This window comes from Cupriavidus taiwanensis, from assembly GCF_900250115.1.
Taxonomy (GTDB): Bacteria; Pseudomonadota; Gammaproteobacteria; order Burkholderiales; family Burkholderiaceae; genus Cupriavidus; species Cupriavidus taiwanensis_B.
Window position 1 is genome coordinate 2531545 of the sequence record NZ_LT984803.1, and the last position, 21609, is coordinate 2553153.

The 21609-nt window shown below is 68.6% G+C and carries 18 protein-coding genes; 12 read left to right on the forward strand and 6 right to left on the reverse strand.

All coding sequences use genetic code 11. The annotated features are described in order from the left end of the window. Positions 1 to 8: 8 nt before the first annotated feature. The 3 genes from CBM2586_RS11810 to CBM2586_RS11820 all read right to left on the reverse strand — a co-directional run bounded on the left by CBM2586_RS11810 (position 9) and on the right by CBM2586_RS11820 (position 2440). Positions 9 to 197, reverse strand: coding sequence for a 4-oxalocrotonate tautomerase (locus CBM2586_RS11810; protein WP_115661513.1), 189 nt, complete (start codon positions 195 to 197; stop codon positions 9 to 11). 55 nt (positions 198 to 252) lie between these two features. After that, positions 253 to 1026 carry a class II aldolase/adducin family protein gene (locus tag CBM2586_RS11815; protein ID WP_115661512.1) on the reverse strand — a complete coding sequence of 258 codons (774 nt, stop codon included), beginning with the start codon at positions 1024 to 1026 and terminating at the stop codon, positions 253 to 255. 133 nt (positions 1027 to 1159) lie between these two features. Beyond that, entirely contained in the window at positions 1160 to 2440 is a 1281-nt protein-coding gene (locus tag CBM2586_RS11820) for a YbfB/YjiJ family MFS transporter (RefSeq protein ID WP_115687673.1), read from the reverse strand. 130 nt (positions 2441 to 2570) lie between these two features. Here CBM2586_RS11820 and CBM2586_RS11825 point away from each other — a divergent pair, with 130 nt between their 5' ends. The 3 genes from CBM2586_RS11825 (at position 2571) to CBM2586_RS11835 (ending at position 5773) form a co-directional block, all read left to right on the forward strand. Next, on the forward strand, positions 2571 to 3470 hold the full coding sequence (locus CBM2586_RS11825) for a LysR substrate-binding domain-containing protein (RefSeq protein ID WP_115687675.1): 900 nt from the start codon (positions 2571 to 2573) through the stop codon (positions 3468 to 3470). A gap of 84 nt (positions 3471 to 3554) precedes the next feature. Then, positions 3555 to 5006 (forward strand): NfeD family protein, encoded by a 1452-nt coding sequence (locus CBM2586_RS11830; RefSeq protein WP_115687677.1) that lies wholly within the window; start codon positions 3555 to 3557, stop codon positions 5004 to 5006. A 2-nt stretch (positions 5007 to 5008) separates the two neighbouring features. Next, entirely contained in the window at positions 5009 to 5773 is a 765-nt protein-coding gene (locus CBM2586_RS11835) for a slipin family protein (protein WP_115661508.1), read from the forward strand. A gap of 184 nt (positions 5774 to 5957) precedes the next feature. Here CBM2586_RS11835 and alaS read toward each other — a convergent pair whose 3' ends face one another. Then, a complete protein-coding gene (alaS, locus tag CBM2586_RS11840) occupies positions 5958 to 8582 on the reverse strand; it encodes an alanine--tRNA ligase (RefSeq protein WP_115687679.1) in 2625 nt (874 codons plus the stop codon). Positions 8583 to 8875: 293 nt separating this feature from the next. On the opposite strand from alaS, the gene CBM2586_RS11845 reads away from it, so the two are divergent. From CBM2586_RS11845 to CBM2586_RS11855, 3 genes are all read left to right on the forward strand, one after another. Then, the gene (locus CBM2586_RS11845) at positions 8876 to 10096 is read left to right on the forward strand and encodes a CaiB/BaiF CoA transferase family protein (RefSeq protein ID WP_115661506.1); all 1221 of its coding nucleotides are present in this window, start codon (positions 8876 to 8878) and stop codon (positions 10094 to 10096) included. 111 nt (positions 10097 to 10207) lie between these two features. Then, positions 10208 to 10663, forward strand: a complete 456-nt coding sequence (locus CBM2586_RS11850) for a DUF2214 family protein (protein WP_115661505.1) — start codon at positions 10208 to 10210, stop codon at positions 10661 to 10663. A 38-nt stretch (positions 10664 to 10701) separates the two neighbouring features. Next, entirely contained in the window at positions 10702 to 11697 is a 996-nt protein-coding gene (locus CBM2586_RS11855) for a tripartite tricarboxylate transporter substrate binding protein (protein ID WP_115663698.1), read from the forward strand. A gap of 229 nt (positions 11698 to 11926) precedes the next feature. On the opposite strand, the gene CBM2586_RS11860 is transcribed toward CBM2586_RS11855, so the two are convergent. Continuing rightward, positions 11927 to 13708 carry a potassium/proton antiporter gene (locus CBM2586_RS11860; protein ID WP_115687681.1) on the reverse strand — a complete coding sequence of 594 codons (1782 nt, stop codon included), beginning with the start codon at positions 13706 to 13708 and terminating at the stop codon, positions 11927 to 11929. A gap of 374 nt (positions 13709 to 14082) precedes the next feature. On the opposite strand from CBM2586_RS11860, the gene CBM2586_RS11865 reads away from it, so the two are divergent. After that, positions 14083 to 14544, forward strand: coding sequence for a tripartite tricarboxylate transporter TctB family protein (locus CBM2586_RS11865; protein ID WP_115661503.1), 462 nt, complete (start codon positions 14083 to 14085; stop codon positions 14542 to 14544). A 13-nt stretch (positions 14545 to 14557) separates the two neighbouring features. After that, positions 14558 to 16060, forward strand: a complete 1503-nt coding sequence (locus CBM2586_RS11870) for a tripartite tricarboxylate transporter permease (protein ID WP_115661502.1) — start codon at positions 14558 to 14560, stop codon at positions 16058 to 16060. An 88-nt stretch (positions 16061 to 16148) separates the two neighbouring features. Here the strand turns inward: CBM2586_RS11870 and CBM2586_RS11875 are convergent, their stop codons facing one another. Further along, on the reverse strand, positions 16149 to 17033 hold the full coding sequence (locus CBM2586_RS11875) for a LysR substrate-binding domain-containing protein (RefSeq protein ID WP_115687683.1): 885 nt from the start codon (positions 17031 to 17033) through the stop codon (positions 16149 to 16151). Between the two features lie 164 nt (positions 17034 to 17197). On the opposite strand from CBM2586_RS11875, the gene CBM2586_RS11880 reads away from it, so the two are divergent. The 4 genes from CBM2586_RS11880 (at position 17198) to CBM2586_RS11895 (ending at position 21604) form a co-directional block, all read left to right on the forward strand. Then, the gene (locus CBM2586_RS11880; RefSeq protein WP_115687685.1) at positions 17198 to 18175 is read left to right on the forward strand and encodes a Bug family tripartite tricarboxylate transporter substrate binding protein; all 978 of its coding nucleotides are present in this window, start codon (positions 17198 to 17200) and stop codon (positions 18173 to 18175) included. A gap of 56 nt (positions 18176 to 18231) precedes the next feature. Continuing rightward, positions 18232 to 19857, forward strand: a complete 1626-nt coding sequence (gene ggt / locus CBM2586_RS11885) for a gamma-glutamyltransferase (RefSeq protein ID WP_115687687.1) — start codon at positions 18232 to 18234, stop codon at positions 19855 to 19857. 205 nt (positions 19858 to 20062) lie between these two features. Then, positions 20063 to 20923: a PhzF family phenazine biosynthesis protein gene (locus CBM2586_RS11890; protein WP_115661498.1), complete on the forward strand. Its 861-nt coding sequence runs from the start codon at positions 20063 to 20065 to the stop codon at positions 20921 to 20923. 63 nt (positions 20924 to 20986) lie between these two features. Continuing rightward, on the forward strand, positions 20987 to 21604 hold the full coding sequence (locus CBM2586_RS11895) for a pyridoxamine 5'-phosphate oxidase family protein (RefSeq protein WP_115687689.1): 618 nt from the start codon (positions 20987 to 20989) through the stop codon (positions 21602 to 21604). Positions 21605 to 21609: the final 5 nt, after the last annotated feature.

Genomic DNA, 21609 nt, shown 5'->3' on the forward strand with positions numbered 1-21609 from the left:
CTGGCGCCTTACTTCTTGTCGGCCCACAGCTCGCCGCCGGTGGACCAGTTCTCGCGCTTGATGTCGGTGATGATGATGTCGACCGCCGACGGCGAGCAGCCCAGCGTTTCGCAGCTGACGCGGGTGACTTCCTCGACAAACTTGCGCTTCTGCTCGATGGTGCGGCCTTCAAACATTTCGACGTGGAAAGTCGGCATACATTGCTCCTGTGCTTGATTGATTGTTGTGGTCCGGGCGGGGAAGCTCTCCCCTTCAGTCCCGGTAGGAAGGATCGATTCTATCCAGTTTGCGCAGCAGCGCGGGCCACTCCATCACGCCCTCGACCGCGCCGTTGTCATAGAGCTGGGCGGAGGTCTTGTCCGCCACGGCGGCGCCGGGCTGCACCAGCGCGCCGCCCGCCTGCGCCGCGATCTGGACTTCGCAGGCCTTGATCAGCGTCGCCATCAGCACATAGGCTTCGGCCACGGTGCGCCCCACCGTCAGCGTGCCGTGGTTGCGCAACAGCAGGGCCGGATGCGCGCCCAGCGATGCGGTCAGCCGGGCGCCCTCGGCCGGGGTGAAGGCCAGGCCCTCGTAGTCGTGGTAGCCGATGCGTCCATGGAAACGCATGGCATGCTGCGACAGCGGCAGCAGCCCCGCCGCCTGCGCCGACACGGCAATGCCGGCGGTGTTATGCAGGTGCATCACGCACATCGCGTCGGCGCGCGCGGCATGCACCGCGGCGTGCAGCGCAAAGCCGGTCACGTTGACCGGATGCACGGTATCGCCGACGACTTCGCCGCGGCCGTTGATCTTGACCAGGTCGCTGGCGCGAATCTCGTCGAAGGCAAAGCCGAACGGGTTGATCAGGAAGTGATCCGGCTCGCCCGGCACCGTGGCCGAGATATGGGTGTAGATCAGGTCATCCCAGCCCGCGCGCGCGGCCAGGCGATAGGCGCCCGCGAGGTCGACGCGCACGCGCTGCTCTTCGGCCGAGACGGGATGGGAAGCGCCCGCGGCGCGCGCGGGCTGCAAGGCAAAAGACATGGGGTCGCTCCTGCGCCGCCCGGTCTGGCGTGCCGGGTACGGCCCGGCCTTCTGTGCCGCGCCGCGGGACCGCGATGCCGGCAGACCCGGCCGCAAGCCCTCGCGCGGCGCGCCGGACGGCAAAGGCGATACTTTAGCGCACCTTGGCGTCCGGGCTCGGGCTGGTGCCGGCGGCCGGCAACGGCCACGCGCGGCGCATCCAGGCGAACACCAGCGCGCCCAGCGCCAGTGCCGCCGCGGCGCACGCCAGCGAACTGGCAAAGCCGCCGCTGCGTGCCACCAGCGCGGTCGCCAGCGGCGGGCCGGCGATCTGGCCGAGGCCGTAGGACGCGGTCATCAGGCCCATCAGCCGTGGGGCGTGCGGCCCCCACAGCCGCCGCGCCTCGCGCATCGCAAACGCCACCAGCGCGGTAAAGGGCAGGCCGGCCAGCAGGCTGCTGACGGCAAAGCCGGCCACGCTCGGGAACACCACCGCGATCGCCACGCCTAGCGCCTGCATGCCGTACAGCAGCGCTAGCAGCTTGCGGTTGTCGTGCGCCATGCCGATCCGCGTTGCCACGAACGCGCCCACCGCCACGCCCGCGCCGAAGATCGGCCAGAACAGGTCGGCCCACACCGTGCCGGGCAGCGCTTCGCGCGCGATCACGGGCAAGAAGGTCGCGGTGATGATGTAGCCGAAGCCGGCCAGGCCGTAGGCCAGGGTCAGCGCCCAGGTCTGGGCATCGAGCCGGACCGTGCCGGCACCGGCACGGTCCGGCGAAGCTGCCGGCGCCGCTGCGGCCAGGGCGGCGGGGGCGGCGAAAATCCGCCAGACACCAGCCACCAGCACCACCGCCAGCGCGGTAAAGGCAAGCCAGCCATGGTCCGCATGCCAGCCCGCGCCGACCATGCCGGACGCGCCCAGCCCGGTGACCACGATGCCCAGGCCCGGGCCGCAGAAGATCAGCCCGCCCAGTTCCGGCCGGCCCAGCTCGGCCAGCCGCTGCAGGCACCAGGCGGCGGTGTAGACCATCACCAGGGCGCTGGCCACGCCCGCGGCGGCGCGCCACAGCGACCACGCCGGCATGCCGCCCGGCAAGGCCATGCCCAGCGTCAGCAGCACCGTCGCCACCAGGCCCAAGCGCACCATGCGCACCGCGTCGGGCCGGATGAACAGGCACACCGCGGCGCCGACGAAGTACCCGATGTAGTTCACCGTCGCCAGCCAGCCGCCCTGGTCAAGCGTGACCGTGCCGTCATGCAACATCATCGGCAGCAGCGGCGTAAAGGCGAAGCGGCCGATGCCCATCACCACCGCCAGCGACACCAGCCCGGCCAGCGCCACCGCAAACGGGCCGGCGGCGCGACGCCGCGCGGCCGCGGCCGCGACGCGCGCGGCAGGGTGTTCGGAGTCCAGGCTGTGCGGGGTAGGCATGAGGGGCGGCTGCGGGGGACAGCGGTTGCATTGCGATCCCTGTATGCTACGCTGCCATCATCATCTTGAAACATGAATTCTCAAGATGCCAGCCATTCTGAAATCTGATGGATTACCCGGGAGCCGCACCATGGATCTTGCCGCGCTGGAGATTTTCCGCGCCGTCGTCGAAGCTGGCGGCGTCACCCGCGCAGCCGAGCGGCTGCACCGGGTGCAGTCCAATGTCACCACCCGCATCCGCCAGCTGGAGCAGTCGCTGGGCGTCGACCTGTTCGTGCGCGACGGCCGGCGCATGGTGCTGACGCCGCCGGGCCAGACCCTGTTCGACTACGCCTGCCGGATCCTGACCCTGACCGAAGAAGCGCGCCAGGCGGTATTGCCGGCCCGCCCGCATGGCCGGCTGCGCATCGCCTCGATGGAAAGCACTGCCGCCAGCCGCCTGCCCGGGGTGCTGGCCGCGTATCACCAGGCCTGGCCCGAGGTGCAGCTGGAACTGGTGACGCTGGCCACGCGGCAGGCGTTCGATGCGCTGGCGCGCTTCGAGGTGGACTGCGCCTTCGTCGCCGAGCCGCTCGCCGATCCGGCGCTGCGCGCGGTGCCGGTGTTCGAGGAAGAGCTGGTGGTGATCACGCGCGAGCACCATCGCCCGGTACGCGGCGCGGCCGACCTGGAGGTGCCGACGCTGCTGGCGTTCGAGCCGGGCTGCAACTACCGCGCGCGGCTCGAGACCTGGTACGGCTCCGGCACCGCGCCGACGCCGCGCGTGCTGCAACTCAGCTCCTACCATGCCATCGTCGCCTGCGTCGCGGCCGGCATTGGCGCGGCGATCGTGCCGAGCTCCGTGCTCGGCCTGTACCGCGACCTGCCCGCCATCCGGCAGCACAGCCTGGGCGCGGCGGGCCGGGTGCGCACGCTGCTGGCGTGGCAGCCGTCGATGGCCAGCGCCGCGCTGCATGCGCTGGTCGAGGCCCTGCCCGAACTCACGCCGGCACCGCCCGGCGCGGCCGGCCCCGAACTGGCGGCGGCCTGACCGGCGGGGCCGCGTGCAAGATGTGCCCGGTGGCCTACACTTGAAGTGGCGTCACCACGGCACCTTGCCTGCCCCGCTCCTGCCATGAACCCTGCCACCGCGTTGCTGCGGGCCTTCCGGCTGCTGGCCAGCCTGGCGCTGGCATGCTGCGCCCTTGCCTTCGGCGGCAGCGGCGCCGCGGCCCCGCCGGCGGGCACCACGGCCACGGCCACCGCGCCGGTCTACGTGATTCCGTTGAAAGGCGCGGTCAGCCCGGCCAGTGCCAGCTTTATCCTGCGCGGCATGGCGCGCGCGCGCGAAGCCGGCGCGCAGCTGGTGGTGCTCGAAATGGACACGCCCGGCGGGCTGGATGCATCGATGCGCGAGATCATCCAGGCGATCCTGGCCTCGCCGGTGCCCGTGGCCAGCTATGTCTATCCCGGCGGAGCGCGCGCGGCCAGCGCGGGCACCTACATCCTCTACGCCAGCCATATCGCGGCGATGGCGCCGGGCACCAACCTGGGCGCGGCCACGCCGGTGCAGGTCGGCATCGGCGGGCCGCAGAAGCCTGAGTCCCTGCCCGGCGCCCGACCCGCTTCGGCGCCCGCCAGCGAGCCCGCGTCGGGCGACACCATGGCGCGCAAGCAGATGCACGATGCCTCGGCCTATATCCGCGGGCTGGCGCAACTGCGCGGACGCAACGCCGAGTGGGCCGAGCGCGCGGTACGCGAGTCGGTCAGCCTGTCGGCGGACGAAGCGCTGGCCCAGCACGTGGTCGACCTGGTAGCCGCCGACCTGCCCGCGCTGCTGCGACAGGCCGAGGGACGCAAGCTCACCGCGGCGGGCGGCAAGGCCAGCGTGCTGCACACCGCCAATGCCCCGGTGGTGACGCTGGAGCCGGACTGGCGCAACCGCTTCCTGGCCGTGATCACCGAGCCCAGCGTGGCCCTGTTGCTGATGATGATCGGCATTTACGCGCTGATCTTCGAGTTTTCGACGCCGGGCATGGTGGTGCCGGGCATCGTCGGCGCAATCTGCCTGCTGCTGGCGCTGTTCGCGCTGCACATGCTGCCGGTGAACTACGCCGGGCTGGCGCTGGTGGCGTTGGGCATCGGCTGCATGGTGGCGGAACTGTTCCTGCCGACGTTCGGCGCGCTTGGCGTCGGCGGCATCGTCGCCTTCGCCTTCGGCGCGGTGATGCTGATCGACACCGACGTGCCGGGCTTTGGCGTGCCGCTGCCGATGGTGGCGGCGCTGTCGGCGCTGTCGGCGGTGTTCGTGTTCGGCATGTCGGCGCTGCTGGTGCGCTCGCGCAAGCGCCCGGTGGTCAGCGGCGCCGACACGCTGGTCGGCAGCCGCGGGGAGCTGCTCGACGACCTGCGCGAGGAAGGCTGGGCCAGCGTGCGCGGCGAGACCTGGCGCGTGCGCAGCGCCACCCCGCTGGCGCGCGGCACGCCGGTGCTGGTCACCGGACGCAGTGGCCTGGTGCTCGAAGTGATCGCCGCGGGCAGCGCGCCGGCCTCCTCTTCCCCATCGACCCCTGACACGGGAGCCTGACCATGGCCTACGGATTCAGCTTCGGCGGTGTGATTTTCCTGCTGGCACTGCTGATCATCATGGCGTTCCGCGTGCTGCGCGAATACGAACGCGGCGTGGTGTTCATGCTCGGGCGCTTCTGGAAGGTCAAGGGCCCGGGACTGGTGCTGCTGATCCCGGCGGTACAGCAGATGGTCAGGGTCGACCTGCGCACGGTGGTGATGGACGTGCCGCCGCAGGACGTGATCTCGCGCGACAACGTTTCGGTCAAGGTCAATGCGGTGGTGTACTTCCGCGTGGTCGATCCCGAACGCGCCATCATCCAGGTGGCGAACTTCCTCGAAGCCACCAGCCAGCTGGCACAGACCACGCTGCGCTCGGTGCTGGGCAAGCACGAGCTGGACGAGATGCTGGCCGAGCGCGAGAAGCTCAACCTCGACATCCAGCAGGCGCTCGACGCGCAGACCGACGCCTGGGGCATCAAGGTGTCGAACGTCGAGATCAAGCACGTCGACCTGAACGAGACCATGGTCCGCGCCATCGCGCGCCAGGCCGAAGCCGAACGCGAGCGGCGCGCCAAGGTGATCCATGCCGAAGGCGAACTGCAGGCGTCGGAGAAGCTGCTGGAAGCGGCGCAGATGCTGGCGCGGCAGCCACAGGCCATGCAGCTGCGCTACATGCAGACGCTGACGCAGATCGCCGGCGACAAGAGTTCGACCATCGTGTTTCCGCTGCCGATCGATTTGCTGACGACGCTGCGCAGCGCTACGGGGAACACGGAGAAGTAGGAAAGGAGACTGCCGCAATGCCTGCGGCGGATGGCCCCCTCTCCCGCTCGCGGGAGAGGGGTTGGGGGGAGGGCCGGCGCCTGCCAGGCACGATGCCGAATCACTTCGTGGCAGTTCCGGCCCTCTCCCCGCCCCTCTCCCACAAATGGGAGAGGGGAGCAAATCCGCGATGATCGTTACGCGATCAAACCTTGCCCGCCACCCATTCGCTGACACCCGCCAGCGCCTGCGGCAGCTTGCCCGGCTCGGTGCCGCCGGCCTGCGCCATGTCCGGGCGGCCGCCGCCCTTGCCGCCCACCTGCTGGGCGACAAAGTTGACCAGTTCGCCGGCCTTGACCTTGCCGGTGGCGTCGGCGGTGACGCCGGCGATCAGGCTGACCTTGCCGTCGGCCACCGCGCCCAGCACGATGGCGGCACTCTGCAGCTTGTCCTTGAGCTTGTCCATGGTCTCGCGCAGGGTCTTGACGTCGGCACCGTCCAGCTGCGCGGCCAGCACCTTCAGGCCCTTGACGTCGACCGCCTGCGCCGCCAGCTCGTCGCCCTGCGACGCGGCCAGCTTGCTCTTCAGGCGCTCCAGCTCCTTCTCCAGCGCGCGCACCTGGTCCTGCACCTGGCCGATACGCGGCACCAGTTCCGAAGGCTGCGCCTTGAGCACGGCGGCGGCCTGGTTCAGCTTGGCGTCCAGGCCCTGCAGGTAGTGCAGCGCGTTGTCGCCGGTGATGGCTTCGACGCGGCGGATGCCGGCGGCGACGCCCCCTTCCATCACGATCTTGAACAGGCCGATATCGCCGGTGCGGTGCACGTGGGTGCCGCCGCACAGTTCCTTCGAAGTGCCGATCGACAGCACGCGCACGTCGTCGGCGTACTTCTCGCCGAACAGCGCCATCGCGCCGCTCTTGACCGCGTCGTCGAACGGCATGATCTCGGCGTGCGTATCCTCGTTGCGCAGGATCTCGGCGTTGACGATCTCTTCAACCTGGCGGATCTGCGCGTCGGTCAGCGCGGCGTTGTGCGAGAAGTCGAAGCGGGTCTTGTCCGCATCGACCAGCGAGCCCTTCTGCTGCACGTGGCTGCCCAGCACTTCGCGCAGCGCCTTGTGCATCAGGTGGGTGGCCGAGTGGTTGCGCACGGTGCGCGCGCGGCGCAGCGCGTCGACCTGCGCCGACACGGCATCGCCGAGCTTGAGCGCACCGCCCTGCAGCGTGCCCTGGTGGCCGAACACGTCGGCCTGGATCTTGGTGGTGTCGGCCACGGCAAAGGTCGCGTTGCCGGCCCGCAGCACGCCCTGGTCGCCGGCCTGGCCGCCGGACTCGGCGTAGAACGGGGTGTTGTCGAGCACCACCACGCCGGTCTGGCCGGGCTGCATGGTGTCGACCGAGGCGCCCTCCACATACAGCGCGGTGACCCTGGCCTGCGGCAGTTCCAGCTTTTCGTAGCCGTGGAACACGGTCTTGTCGCCGGTGTACTCCAGGCCGGCGGCCATCTTGAACTTGCCGGCGGCGCGTGCCTGCTCGCGCTGGCGATTCATGGCGGCGTCGAAGGCGGCCTCGTCCACGCCGATTTCCTGCTCGCGGCACACGTCCTGGGTCAGGTCCAGCGGGAAGCCGAAGGTGTCATGCAGCTTGAAGGCGAGTTCGCCGTCCAGCATCTTGCCGCCCTTGAGCTTGAGCTCGGCCAGCGCAGCGTCCAGGATGGCCATGCCGTTCTCGATGGTCTCGAAGAAGCGCTCTTCCTCGGCCTTCAGCACTTCGGTCACGCGCGACTGCGCCTCGGCCAGTTCGGGGTAGGCCTGACCCATCTGCTCGACCAGGTCCGGCACCAGCTTGTGGAAGAACGGGGTCTTCTGGCCCAGCTTGTAGCCATGGCGGATGGCGCGGCGGATGATCCGGCGCAGCACGTACCCGCGGCCTTCGTTGCCGGGGATCACGCCGTCGACGATCAGGAACGAGCACGCGCGGATATGGTCGGCGATGACCTTCAGCGAGTTCTGGTTCAGGTTGTCGATATGGGTCTCGCGCGCGGCGGCCTTGATCAGTGCCTGGAACAGGTCGATCTCGTAGTTGCTGTGCACGTGCTGCAGCACCGCGGCGATGCGCTCCAGGCCCATGCCGGTGTCGACGCACGGCTTGGGCAGCGGCGTCATGTTGCCCTGCTCGTCGCGGTTGAACTGCATGAACACCAGGTTCCAGACCTCGATGTAGCGATCGCCGTCTTCCTCGGGCGATCCCGGCGGGCCGCCCCACACGTCGGGGCCGTGGTCGTAGAAGATTTCCGAGCACGGGCCGCATGGGCCGGTGTCGGCCATCTGCCAGAAGTTGTCCGAGGCGTAGCGCGCGCCCTTGTTGTCGCCGATGCGCACGATGCGCCCGGCCGGCACGCCCACTTCCTTCGCCCAGATGTCATAGGCCTCGTCGTCTTCGGCATAGACCGTCACCCACAGCTTCTCTGCCGGCAGCTGGTAGGTCTTGGTCAGCAGTTCCCAGGCGTACTGGATCGCCTCGCGCTTGAAGTAGTCGCCAAACGAGAAGTTGCCCAGCATCTCGAAGAACGTATGGTGGCGCGCGGTGTAGCCGACGTTCTCGAGGTCATTGTGCTTGCCGCCCGCGCGCACCGAGCGCTGCGCCGAGGTGGCGCGGCTGTAGGGGCGCTTGTCGGTGCCCAGGAACACGTCCTTGAACTGCACCATGCCGGAATTGGTGAACAGCAGCGTCGGGTCGTTCGCCGGCACCAGGCTGGACGAGCGGACCACGGTATGGCCCTTCGATTCGAAGAACTGCAGGAACTTGCTGCGAATGTCTGAGACTTTCATGGGATGGCGGACGCTTGCCCCGGCGTGGCCGGGCGCGACGAATCAGTATGGGATTTGCAAACCGTTGATTATACGGGCAAGGCAGGCCGCCGGGCAGGTCGGCCCCGGCGCCCGGGAAGCGGCCGGCTATCGCCCGGAATCCAGTAGCCACGAGATACGCATGCATCACTTGCGGCGGCACCGGCGACTTGCCGGTGGTACAGTGCAGCCAACCCGCGCCGCCCCGTTTCCGGGGCGCGCCGAGCGCCCGCATTCCGCATCCGATCCCCCTTGCCTCTGCCTCGAATACCGCCATGGGAGCCTTAAGCCATCTCCGCGTCCTCGACCTGACCCGCGTCCTCGCCGGGCCGTGGTGCGCCCAGAACCTTGCCGACTTCGGCGCTGACGTGATCAAGATCGAGCGCCCCGGCGCCGGCGACGACACCCGCACCTGGGGGCCGCCCTGGCTCAAGGACGAGGACGGCCGCGACACCGCCGAGGCCGCCTACTACCTGGCCGCCAACCGCAACAAGCGTTCGGTCACCTGCGACATCAGCACCCCGGAAGGCCAGCGGATCGTGCGCGACCTGGCCGCGCAGAGCGACGTGGTGCTGGAGAACTACAAGGTCGGCCAGCTGAAGAAATATGGCCTGGACTACGACTCGCTGCGGCAGGTCAGGCCCGACCTGATCTACTGCTCGGTCACCGGCTTCGGCCAGACCGGCCCGTATGCGGCGCGCCCCGGCTATGACTTCATCATCCAGGGCATGGGCGGCTTCATGAGCCTGACCGGCGAGCGCGACGACCTGCCCGGCGGCGGCCCGCAGAAGGCCGGCGTGGCGATTTCCGACCTGATGACCGGCCAGTACGCCACCATCGCCGTGCTGGCGGCGCTGGCGCACCGCGACCGCACCGGCGAGGGCCAGTACATCGACATGGCGCTGCTCGACGTGCAGGTGGCCATGCTCGCCAACATGAACACCAACTACCTGGCCAGCGGCGAGGCGCCGCGCCGCTGGGGCAACGCGCACCCGAACATCGTCCCCTACCAGACCTTCCAGGCCGCCGACGGCTGGATCATCGTCGCGGTGGGCAACGACGGGCAGTTCCGCAAGTTCGTCACCGACGGCGGCATGCCGGAGCTGGCCGACGACCCGCGCTTTGCCACCAACCCGCAGCGCGTGGCCAACCGCGACCTGCTGGTGCCGATCCTGGCCGGGATGGTGCGCCCGCGCACCCGCGCGCAATGGATCCGCGACCTGGAGGCCGCGGGCGTGCCGTGCGGCCCGATCAACACGCTCGACGACGTGTTCGAGGACGACCAGGTCAAGGCGCGCGGCCTGCGCGTGGACCTGCCGCACCCGAGCGCGGGCGAGGTCAAGCTGGTCGGCAGCCCGATCAAGATGAGCGCGACGCCGCCGCAGGCGCTGCGCCACCCGCCGCTGCTGGGCGAGCACACCGACACCGTGCTGGCCGGGACCCTGGGCTACAGCGCCGCGCAGATCGCCGCGCTTCGCGCAAAGGGTGTGCTGTAAGATTCTCCTCCAGCCCGCGGCAGGCCATCCGGCCGCGGGCGCTTTCCGGAAGTTCAGTCCCCACTGAAGTACTTTCCCGGGCGCGCGCCCGCGCAAAGCGAAGGAGAACCCATGCTGACCGACGCCATCCTGGCCTTCCTGCATTTCCTGGCGATCTTCGTCCTGATCACGCTGATGGCCGCCGAGGCCGTGGCGCTGCGTCCGGACCTTACGCCCGCCACCGTGCGGCGCCTGTCGCTGTATGACCTGTTCTACTTCCTGTCGGCGATCGCGGCGCTGGGGACCGGCCTGCTGCGCCTGTTCTACGGCGCCAAGGGCGCGGACTTTTACCTGCACAACCCCTGGTTCCACGCCAAGATGGGCGTGTTCGTGCTGATCGCGCTGTGCTCGCTGCCGCCCACCCTTGCCATCGCGCGCTGGCGCAAGCAGGCGCGCAGGCTGCCCGATTACGTGCCGCCGCCGTCCGAGATCAAGGCGGCGCGGCGCTGGGTCATGATCGAATCGCACCTGGTGATCCTGCTGCCGCTGTGCGCCGTGATGATGGCGCGCGGCATCGGGGCCCGCTGACCATCGCCGAAATTCCCAATCCCCCTGTCCTCCGCAACATGCTGAAGAAACTGCTTGCCGCCGCGCTGACCGCGGCACTGATGCCCGCCGCCGCGGTGGCGGCGACCAACGCCTATCCCTCCAAGCCGGTCCGCTTCGTCGTGCCCTACCCGGCCGGCGGCCCGCTCGACACCGTGGCGCGCGCCATCGGCGACAAGCTGCGCGACAGCCTGGGCCAGCCCGTGATCGTGGAAAACAAGCCCGGCGCCGGCGGCAACCTCGGTGCGGACTACGTCGCCAAGCAGCCCGCCGACGGCTACACCATCGTCATGGGCGCGGTGGCCACGCACGCGATCAACCCGACGCTGTTCAGCAAGATGCCGTACGACCCGGTGAAAGACTTCGCGCCGGTCACGCTGGTTGCCGACGTGCCCAACGTGCTGGTGATGCACCCCGGCAAGGCCGCCGAGCTGCATATCAACAACGTGCGCGACCTGGTCGCATACGCGCGCAAGAACCCGGGCAAGCTGGACTACGCCTCGGGCGGCAATGGCAGCGCCGGCCACCTGTCGGGCGAGCTGTTCAAGAGCATGGCGAAGGTCAGCATGGTCCATATCCCCTACAACGGCGCGGCGCCGGCGCAGCTGTCGGTGCTGTCGGGCCAGACCGACCTGATCTTCGACAACCTGGCCTCGGCCTCGGCCAATATCAAGGCGGGCAAGCTCAAGGCCTTCGCCGTGACCACCGCCGGCCGCGCCGCGGCCGTCCCGGAGCTGCCGACCATTGCCGAGGCCGGCAAGGGACTGGGGCTGGAAGGCTTCGACATCTCGACGTGGTTCGGCGTGTTCGCGCCGGCCAACACGCCGCGCGAGATCGTCGAACGGCTCAACCACGAGATCGTGGCGATCCTGAAGACCGACGACATGAAGGCCCGCCTGGCCCGCATCGGCGCCCAGCCGGCGCCGACCACGCCGGAGCAGTTCGCGGCGCTGATCCAGAAGGAACTGAAGAAGTATGCGCAGATCGTGAAGGTGTCGGGGGCGAAGGTCGACTGACCACAAGCGTTCGCGGCCCCCAAGGTTTTGGGTGCTCCCAAGCCGCCCGAGCTGGCCTCGGCAAGGTGTTCTCCCTCTCCCCTTCACGGGGAGAGGGTCGGGGTGAGGAGTGGTTTAGCGAGGTACCAAACCAGGCGAAGCCAACGGTTTCTTAGCCCCCAGGCTGCGGCAAGCGCTCACCCTCACCCCCGCCCCTCTCCCGCGCGCGGAAGAGGGGAGAAAACCAGCGCTATCCGGCACGCTCGCGCCTGTCCGTCCTTTTCCTTTGCACCCACAGCTTCCCCGCCGAATCCCCTTCCAGCCGCGGCAGCAGCAACCCCACCTGCACGATCTGCGCGCCTTCCATGCGCGTCACCGTCAGCGGCAGCCCGGCGATCTCGACGCTGTCGCCCTCCACCGGCGGCGACGTGAACGCGCGCTGCATCGCGCTTTCCAGCGTCAACGATGCCTGGTCGGGCGTCAGTGCGCGCGTGCCGTAGAGCGCGGCCACGTCGCGCAGCGGCGCGTCGCCCGACAGCAGGAAATCGTGCGAGACCTGTTCCCAGGTGGGCGCCCGCCCCGGCGTCTGGAACAACGCCGACAGCAGCGGCAACGAGACGGTCGGCCCCAGCACGCAGACCGCGTCGCCGGCGCGCAATACCGTCTGGCCCGGGTCGGCGAGCGCGTCGTCGCGGGCCACGGTCAGCAGGCGGCAGCGTGGCGGCAGTTCCAGCTGGTCGGCGCGCACGTTCTCGACCGGTGCGTTGGGGCCGACCTCGAACTGCATCACTTCCAGGATCGGCGCGCGCGTGCCGCGCAGGCGCGAACGCGCCAGCGGCTCGGGGTAGCCGGGGCGCAGCACGCGCGCCAGCCGCGCCGCCGCCGACACGGTGGTGCCCTGGAACAGCAGGCTGGCCAGCACCACCGCAAAGGCAATGCGGAACAGCAGGCCCGATTGCGGCACTTCGCGCAACAGCGGGAACAGCGCCAGCACGATCGGCACCGCGCCGCGCAGGCCCATCCAGGCGATAAAGCCGGTTTCGCGCGCATTGAAGCGGAACGGCAGCAGCGCCAGCCAGACCGCCACCGGCCGCGCCACCAGCATCAGGAAGGCCGCCACCGCCACAGCGGGGCCGGCGACTTCCCAGATCCGGTGCGGCGCCACCAGCAGCCCCAGCAGCAGGAACATGGCGGACTGTGCCAGCCACGCCATGCCGTCCATGGCGCGCATGGTGTCGGCGGTGACGGCGCGCTCGCGGTTGCCGATCAGCATGCCGGTCAGGTACACCGCCAGGAAGCCGCTGCCGCCGGCGCTCTGCACGATGGCAAAGACCATCGCGCCGCCCGAGCACAGCAGGATCGACTGCAGGCCTTCGGCCACGCGCGTGCGCTCCAGCACATTGGCCAGGCAATAGCCGAGTCCAAGGCCCAGCACGCCGCCCACGCCGAACTGCACCAGCAGGCGCAGCACCAGGTCCAGCGGCGTCAGGCCGCCGGGCGCGGTCAGCCATTCGATCAGCGTCAGCGTCAGGAAGATCGCCATCGGGTCATTGATGCCGGATTCGATCTCGAGCACGCTCGCCACCCGCTCCTTGAGCCGGATGCCGCTGCTATTGAGCGTCGAGAACACCGCGGCGGCATCGGTGGAGCCGACGATGGCCCCCAGCAGCAGCCCCAGCCGCCAGTCGATGCCGAGCAGCCAGGCGGCGAATATCCCCACCAGCGCGGCCGTCACCAGCACGCCGACCGTGGCCAGCGACAGCGACGGCCTGAGCGCCACGCGGAAGGTGGCAAAGCGCGTGCGCAGCCCGCCGTCGAGCAGGATGACGGCCAGCGCCAGGTTGCCCACCAGGAAGCTGAGCCAGGTGTCGTTGAAGCGAATGCCGCCGGGGCCGTCCACGCCGGCCAGCATGCCCACGGCCAGGAACACCAGCAGGAACGGCACGCCGAAGCGTGCCGAGAACGCCCCCAGCACGATGCCCAGGGACATCACGATGCCGCCGATCAGGATGACGTGGTCGATGCTCTCCAAGCTGCTCCTTGCCTCAGCTATATGTTCTCGCCGGAGCCTTTCCAACCTTACAGGGCTGTCAGGCCGATGCTGTCGCGGAGACCGCGGTACCAACACGCGGACTGCTCCGGATGATAGCGCAGCACTTCCACCGCCTCACCCGCCAGCCCGCCTCCAGACTGGATTTGCGGACCGGTCAGAGGTCTTTTAAGCGCCATCTCACTAGGGGATACCCGAACCATGACGCTGTTTGCAGACATCTGAAAGGTAGCTGAAAGGTCGCCCCCTTAACTTCCACCCTGCCCGCAGGAGGGCCCTTCGTTGCAGATCGCATTGATGCGGGGCAACAAAGGGTCGACCGCAGATTTTCAAGCGTCTTATCGAGGAGATTCACTTTGCGCATACGTAGCCAAAAGGACTTTGCCTCCGGCCTGATGTTCATTCTGGTCGGATTTGGCTTTTCCTGGGTCGCACGCGGTTATTCCATGGGAACTGCCGCAAAAATGGGACCGGGATACTTCCCGTTCTGGCTCGGCATCGTGCTCGCCCTGCTGGGCGCGCTGGTGCTGTGGGGGTCGTTGTCTTCCAAGTCGGAAGAAGACAGCCTGGCCCGCTGGGACATCAAGACGCTGCTGTGGATCCTCGGTTCGGTGGTGCTGTTCGGCCTGCTGCTCAAGCCGCTGGGCATGGTGCTGTCGGTGCTGGTGCTGGTGCTGGTGTCGTCGATGGCCAGCCATGAATTCAGCTGGAAGGGTGCCATCCTTAACTCGATCATCCTGGTGCTGATCAGCCTGGGCGCGTTCGTGTACGGCATCAACCTGCAGATGCCGGTGTGGCCGGCTTTCCTGGCAAGCTAAGGAGGCCGCCAACATGGAACTACTCGCCAACCTGGGCCTGGGCTTCTCCACCGCCCTGACCTTCCAGAACCTCGCGTACGCCTTCCTCGGCTGCGTGCTGGGCACCCTGATCGGCGTGCTGCCGGGCCTGGGGCCGCTGGCCACCATCGCCATGCTGCTGCCGGTGACCTACACGCTGCCGCCGGTGGCCGCGCTGATCATGCTGGCCGGCATCTACTACGGCGCGCAGTATGGTGGCTCGACCACCGCCATCCTGGTGAACCTGCCCGGTGAATCGTCGTCGGTGGTGACCACCATCGACGGCTACCAGATGGCCAGGCGAGGGCGAGCGGGGGTGGCGCTGGCGACAGCGGGCCTGGGCTCGTTCTTCGCCGGCTGCGTCGCCACCATGATCCTCGCCGCGTTTGCCGCGCCGCTGTCGGAACTGGCGTTCAAGTTCGGCCCCGCCGAGTACTTCTCGCTGATGGTGCTGGGCCTGATCGGCGCCGTGGTGCTGGCCTCGGGTTCGCTGGTCAAGGCCATTGCGATGATCGTGCTGGGCCTGCTGCTGGGCCTGGTCGGCACCGACGTCAACTCGGGCGCCGCGCGCTTCTCGTTCGACGTGCCGGAACTGACCGACGGCCTGAACTTCGTCTCGGTGGCAATGGGTGTGTTCGGCTTTGCCGAAATCATCGCCAACCTGGAGCAGAAGGAGCACCGCGAGACCTTCACCGACCACATCACCAACCTGTTCCCGACCAAGGAAGACTTCAAGCGCATGATCCCTGCAGTGCTGCGCGGCACCTTGCTGGGCTCGGCGTTGGGCATTCTGCCGGGTGGCGGTGCTTCGCTGGCCTCGTTCGCCGCGTACTCGCTGGAGAAGAAGACCTCCAAGCATGCCAGTGAATTCGGCAAGGGCGCGATCGAAGGCGTGGCGGGTCCGGAGTCGGCCAACAACGCGGCCTCGCAGACCTCGTTCATCCCGCTGCTGACGCTGGGCATTCCGCCCAACGCCGTGATGGCGCTGATGGTCGGTGCGATGACCATCCACAACATCCAGCCCGGCCCGCAGGTGATGACCAGCAACCCGGCGCTGTTCTGGGGCCTGATCGCCTCGATGTGGATCGGCAACCTGATGCTGGTGGTGCTGAACCTGCCGCTGATCGGCATCTGGGTCAAGCTGCTGAAGGTGCCCTACCGTTACCTGTACCCGGCCATCCTGACGTTCTGCTGCATCGGCGTGTACTCGGTCCAGAACACCACCTTCGACGTGTTCCAGACCGCTGCCTTCGGCGTGATCGGCTACCTGTTCATCAAGCTGCGCTGCGAACCGGCACCGCTGCTGCTCGGCTTCGTGCTGGGGCCGATGATGGAAGAAAACTTCCGCCGTTCGCTGCTGCTGTCGCGTGGTGACTTCAGCGTGTTCGTCACGCGCCCGCTGTCGATGGGCCTGCTGATCGCCGCCGCGGTGCTGGTCGTGATCGTGGCGCTGCCGTCGATCAAGGCCAAGCGCGAAGAAGCGTTCCAGGAAGAATAAGCAGGAAATAGCACCGGCCTGGCGCTGGTGGCAACAAACCTGAAGGGCACCGCAAGGTGCCCTTTTTTTCGTCCGTCGCCCGTCGCCGCTAAGCCCCGAACAGTTCGCTGCAGGCCGCCCGCACCGCCGCCGTGACCTGCCCGCGGCCGTGGTCGCGCCGCTCCAGCATGCCGATCTGGCGCATCACCGGCTCGCCGTTGACCAGCAGCGCCAGCACCCGCAAGGCGTCGTCGTCGCGCCAGCGCGCGCGCCGCAGCAGCGGCACCACGGTCACTCCCACTTCCTGGCGCACCAGTTCGACCAGCGCCTCGATCGCGTTCAGCTCCAGGAATTCATTGACCTTCAGGTGAGCGCGACGCAGCGCGCGCTCCACCAGCACGCCGGTGCGCTGGCTGCGGTCGAAGCGCAGATAGGGGTTGGCCGCCAGCGCCTCGCGCGCGTCGCGGCCCGGGCTGCCGCGCGCGGCGATGGCCACCAGCGGCTCCTGGTACAGCGGCGTCCAGCGCAGCGAGCCCGGCACGCGCGCGGCGCCTTCCACCAGGATGGCGGCGTCGAGTTCGCCGGCCTCCACCTGCGCCGCCAGCTCGATCGACTTGGCACCGACCAGGCGCACCTCGAGCGCCGGATAAGTGCGCTTCATGCGCGCCACCGCGTGCGACAGGCCGCCCATTACCGACACCACCGCGCCCACCGCGACCGCGCCCGCCATGGCTTCGGCCGACGCCAGCGGCAGCCGCATCTCGTCATACAGCGCCAGCAGCCTGCGCGCCTGCGGCAGCAACGCGCGGCCATCCGCATTGAGCACCGCCACGCGGCCGTTGCGGTCGAACAGCTCACGCCGCAGCTCGGTTTCCAGCGCGCGCATCTGCAGGCTGACCGCGGCCTGGGTCAGCGCCACCTGCGCCGCCGCGGCGGCGAACGAGCCGTGCTCGGCCACGGCAACAAAGGTACGAAGGAAACGGACAGTGCTCATGGTGCACACCCAGGCAAAAAAACGCCTTGTCGCCAGGGCGTTCGATACTTAAAAATTTCTTGTGACATCGAAAAGGAATATTAGCTTTCTTTGTGACTGGCGGCGCGGAATAATGAAGGCCGATCATCAATCGGCCTCCTCGCGCCCGATCTCCGGAGACACCCATGACATCCTGGCTGCGCCGCCTCGGCACCGGCCTCGGCATCGGCCTGTGCCTGGCCACCACCCCCGCACTGGCAGACAGCTACCCGAGCAAGCCCATCCGGCTGCTCGTGCCCTTCCCCGCCAGCGGCGCCACCGACCTGCTGGCCCGCGCCATCGCGCAGAAGGTGGGCAGCAACATGGGCCAGCAGATCGTGGTCGACAACCGCCCCGGCGCCGGCGGCGCGATCGGCTCCGACATGGCCGCCAAGGCCGCGCCCGACGGCTATACGCTGCTGATCGCCACCACCAGCACGCATTCGATCGGGCCGCATATCAATCCCCGGCTGCCGTACCAGACCGAGACCGACTTCACGCCGGTGGGCCAGGTCGCGATCGCCACCAACGTGCTGGTGGTGCCCAACAGCCTGCCGGTGAAGAACGTGCGCGAGCTGATCGACTATGCCAAGAAGCATCCCGGCGAGCTGAACTACGCCTCGAGCGGCAACGGCACCGTGGTGCACCTGACCACCGAGGCGTTCAAGACGCAGGCGGGCGTGTTCATCACCCACATCCCTTACCGCGGCACCGCGCTGGCGGTGCCCGACCTGATCTCGGGCAAGGTGCAGGTGCTGTTCGACAGCATCGTGTCGGGGCTGCCGCATGTGAAGGACGGCAAGCTCAAGGCACTGGCGGTGACCAGCGCCAGGCGCTCGCCGCTGGCGCCGGAAATCCCCACCGTCAGCGAATCCGGCCTGCCCGGCTTCGTCTCCGATACCTGGTTCGGCATCTATGGCCCCAAGGGCATGCCGGCCGATATCGTCAACCGCCTCAATGCCGAGTTCAACAAAGCCATCCAGTCGCCCGAGGTCAAGGAACGGCTGGCCAAGCTGGGCGCCGAACCGGTCGGCGGCACGCCCGCCCAGTTCGCCGCCATGGTGAAGCAGGACAGCGCGCGCTGGGGCAAGCTGATCAGGGATCGCAAGATCACGGCAGAATAAGCACGCCACCGAGACGCCACCGAGCACTCCGGCGCACCGAGCACAAAGGACTACCCATGCAGAACTTCAACTGGACCAACCCCTACCCGTCCGTGCGCATTCCGCTGTTTGCGCGCAATGTGGTCTCGACCTCGCACCCGCTGGCCGCGCAGGCCGGCCTGCGCATGCTGCTCAAGGGCGGCAATGCCGTCGATGCCGCCATCGCCGCGGCTGCCGCCATCACCATCGTCGAGCCGGTGTCGTGCGGCCTGGGCAGCGATGCCTTCGCCATCCTGTGGGACGGCAAGTCGCTGCACGGCCTGAACTCGTCGGGCGTGGCTCCAGCGGCGTGGAGCCCGGAATACTTCAAGGCAAAGTACGGCACCGACGCCAATGGCCTCGCCATGCGGCCGATCCGCGGCTGGGATTCGGTCACCGTCCCCGGCGTGGTCGCCGGCTGGGCCGCGCTGCACGAGCGCTTCGGCAAGCTGCCGTTCGCCGACCTGATGGAGCCCGCGATCGAGATCGCCGAGCGCGGCTACGCCGTGCCGCCGGTGGTGGCGCACAAGTGGGCAGCCGCGGTGCCGGAACTGAAAGACCAGCCCGGCTACGCCGAGACCTTCATGCCCAACGGCCGCGCCCCAGCGGTGGGCGAGAAGTTCACCATGAAGGCCGCCGCCGAGACCCTGCGCCAGATCGGCGCGAGCCGCGGCCGTGCCTACTACGAAGGCGAGATCGCCGAGAAGATCGCCGCCTTCAGCAAGCAATGCGGCGGCGCGATGACGCTCGACGACCTGCGCAACTACCGGCCTGACTGGGTAAAGCCGATCAGCAAGTCCTACCGCGGCTACGAGCTGCACGAGATCCCCCCCAATGGCCAGGGCATCGCCGCGCTGATCGCGCTGGGCATCCTCGACCAGTTCGACCTGGCCTCGATCCCGGTGGATTCGGTCGATTCGCAGCACCTGCAGATCGAGGCCATGAAGCTGGCCTTCGCCGACCTGTACCAGTACGTCGCCGATCCGCGCAGCATGGAAGTCACGCCCGAACAGATGCTTGACGACGCCTACCTGAAGTCGCGCGCCAAACTGATCGACATGCAGCGCGCCACGCATTTCAACTTCGGCATGCCCAAGGTCGGCGGCACCATCTACCTGACCGCGGCGGACGAGAACGGCATGATGATCTCGTTCATCCAGTCGAACTACATGGGCTTCGGCTCGGGCGTGGTGGTGCCGGGCACCGGCATCAGCCTGCAGAACCGCGGCGTCGGCTTCTCGATGGATCCGAAATCCGCCAACGTGGTAGCGGGCGGCAAGCGTCCGTTCCACACTATCATCCCGGCCTTCCTGACCAAGAACGGCCAGCCGGTGATGAGCTTCGGCGTGATGGGCGGCGACATGCAGCCGCAGGGACACCTGCAGACCGTGGTGCGGATGCTCGACTACAACCAGCAGCCGCAGGCCGCCTGCTGCGCGCCGCGCTGGAAGGTCAACCGCGACTTCACGCTGGACGTCGAAGGCACCATGGACCCGGCCACGGTCGAGGGCCTGAAGGCGCGCGGCCACCAGCTCAAGTCGGTGGACGACCCGTACATGGACTTCGGTTCGGGCCAGTTTATCTGGCGCCTGTCGGATGATCCGGAACAGGGCTACGTCGCGGCCAGCGACAGCCGGCGCGACGGGCAGGCGGTCGGGTTCTGAACGCAGGTTTAGCGGAGCACCAACGCCGCGCCAACCAACATTTGCGTACTCCCTGTCCCGCAAGCGGGCGAGGGGAGCTTGCTGCGAACGACAGCGCGACAACACCGCTGATCCAACTGGCCCGCTCGCAAGCCCTCCAATTGTCCATGGCCCGCCGGCCCGGTCTCCGTACACTGTAACGGAAGAATTCCGGAGCCCTCGCGCCATGACCACTTACGCCTTCCGCCTGCTCAACGTCTTTGCCGAATCGACCTTCGGCGGCAATCCCCTGTGCGTGTTCGAAGACGCGCGCGGCATGGACCACGCCAACATGCAGGCGCTGGCGCTGCAGTTCAACCTGTCGGAAACCACCTTTATCCTGCCGTCGGAACAGGCCAGCGCGCGCGTGCGCATCTTCACCCCCGGCTATGAGATGCGCTTCGCCGGCCATCCGGCGCTGGGCACCGCGCACGTGGTGCGCGAACTGGCGGGCACCGGCGCTGCGCTGACGCTGGAGTTCGCCGCGGGCGTGGTGCCCGTGAACGCGCAGGGCGACGTCTGGACCTTCACCGCACCCCATCGCGGCAAGCCCAGGACCGCGCCGTCCGGGCTCTCCGACGCCGGCATGGCCTCCCTGCTCGGCCTGCGCGAACAAGACCTGCTGATGGCGCCGATGTGGGTCGATACCGGCGCCGACCAGCTGCTGGTGCCGGTGCGCAGCGCCGATGCGGTGCGCCGCGCCCATCCCGACAGCGCGCGGCTGGACCTGTGGCCGCAAAGCAGCCTGGGCCGCAAGACCGCCTACGTCTTTGCTTTCGACCCCGAACAGCCCGGCCACGTGCTGGCGCGCTACTTCTTCACCAAGCAGGGCGGCGGCGTGGCCGAGGATCCGGGCACGGGTTCGGCCTGCGCCAACCTGGGCGGCTGGCTGCTGGCCACCGGCCGGGCCTTGCCGGCGGAATATGCAATCAGCCAGGGCGAGGCCGTCGGCCGCCCGTGCCGGCTGCGCCTTGCGGTCGATGCCGAGGGCGCGATCCGCGTGGGCGGGCGCGTGCTGGAGATCGGCCGGGGCACCGTGACCGTGTAACGTCCCCACCGCGCTGGTGCGTTACATTGGCGCTTTCGCCCCCGTCTCCAACGCCCAGCCGCCATGACCCCGCACGCCATCACCACGCTGGCCGAACTGGAAGCGCTCTACGCGCAACCGGCCGCGCCCTCTCTCGCCAAGCAAGTCGATTACCTGCACCCGCACTACCGCGCCTTTATCGAGGCGGCGCCGTTCTGCCTGCTGTCGACGGTCGGCCAGGACTGGGCCGAATGCTCGCCGCGCGGCGACGCCCCCGGCTTCGTGCAGGTGCTGGACCCGCGCACCCTTCTGCTGCCGGACCGGCGCGGCAACAACCGCATCGACAGCCTGCGCAATATCGTTGCCGATACGCGCGTGGGGCTGCTGTTCGTGATCCCCGGCATCAACGAGACCATCCGCGTCAACGGCACCGCGCAGATCAGCGTCGATCCGGGGCTGATCGCGCGCTGCGTGGTCGATGGCAAGGCGCCGACCACGGTGCTGGTGATCACGCTGCAGGCGGTGTTCTTCCAGTGTGCGCGCGCGCTGATTCGCTCGCGCCTGTGGGCCGCCGACGCGCAGGTGGCACGCCAGACGCTGCCGAGCAACGGCGAGATCCTGGCCACGCTGAGCGAAAACGCCATCGACGGCGCCGCCTATGACCGCGAGCTGCCCGAACGGCAGCGCGCCACGCTCTACTAGCTCTA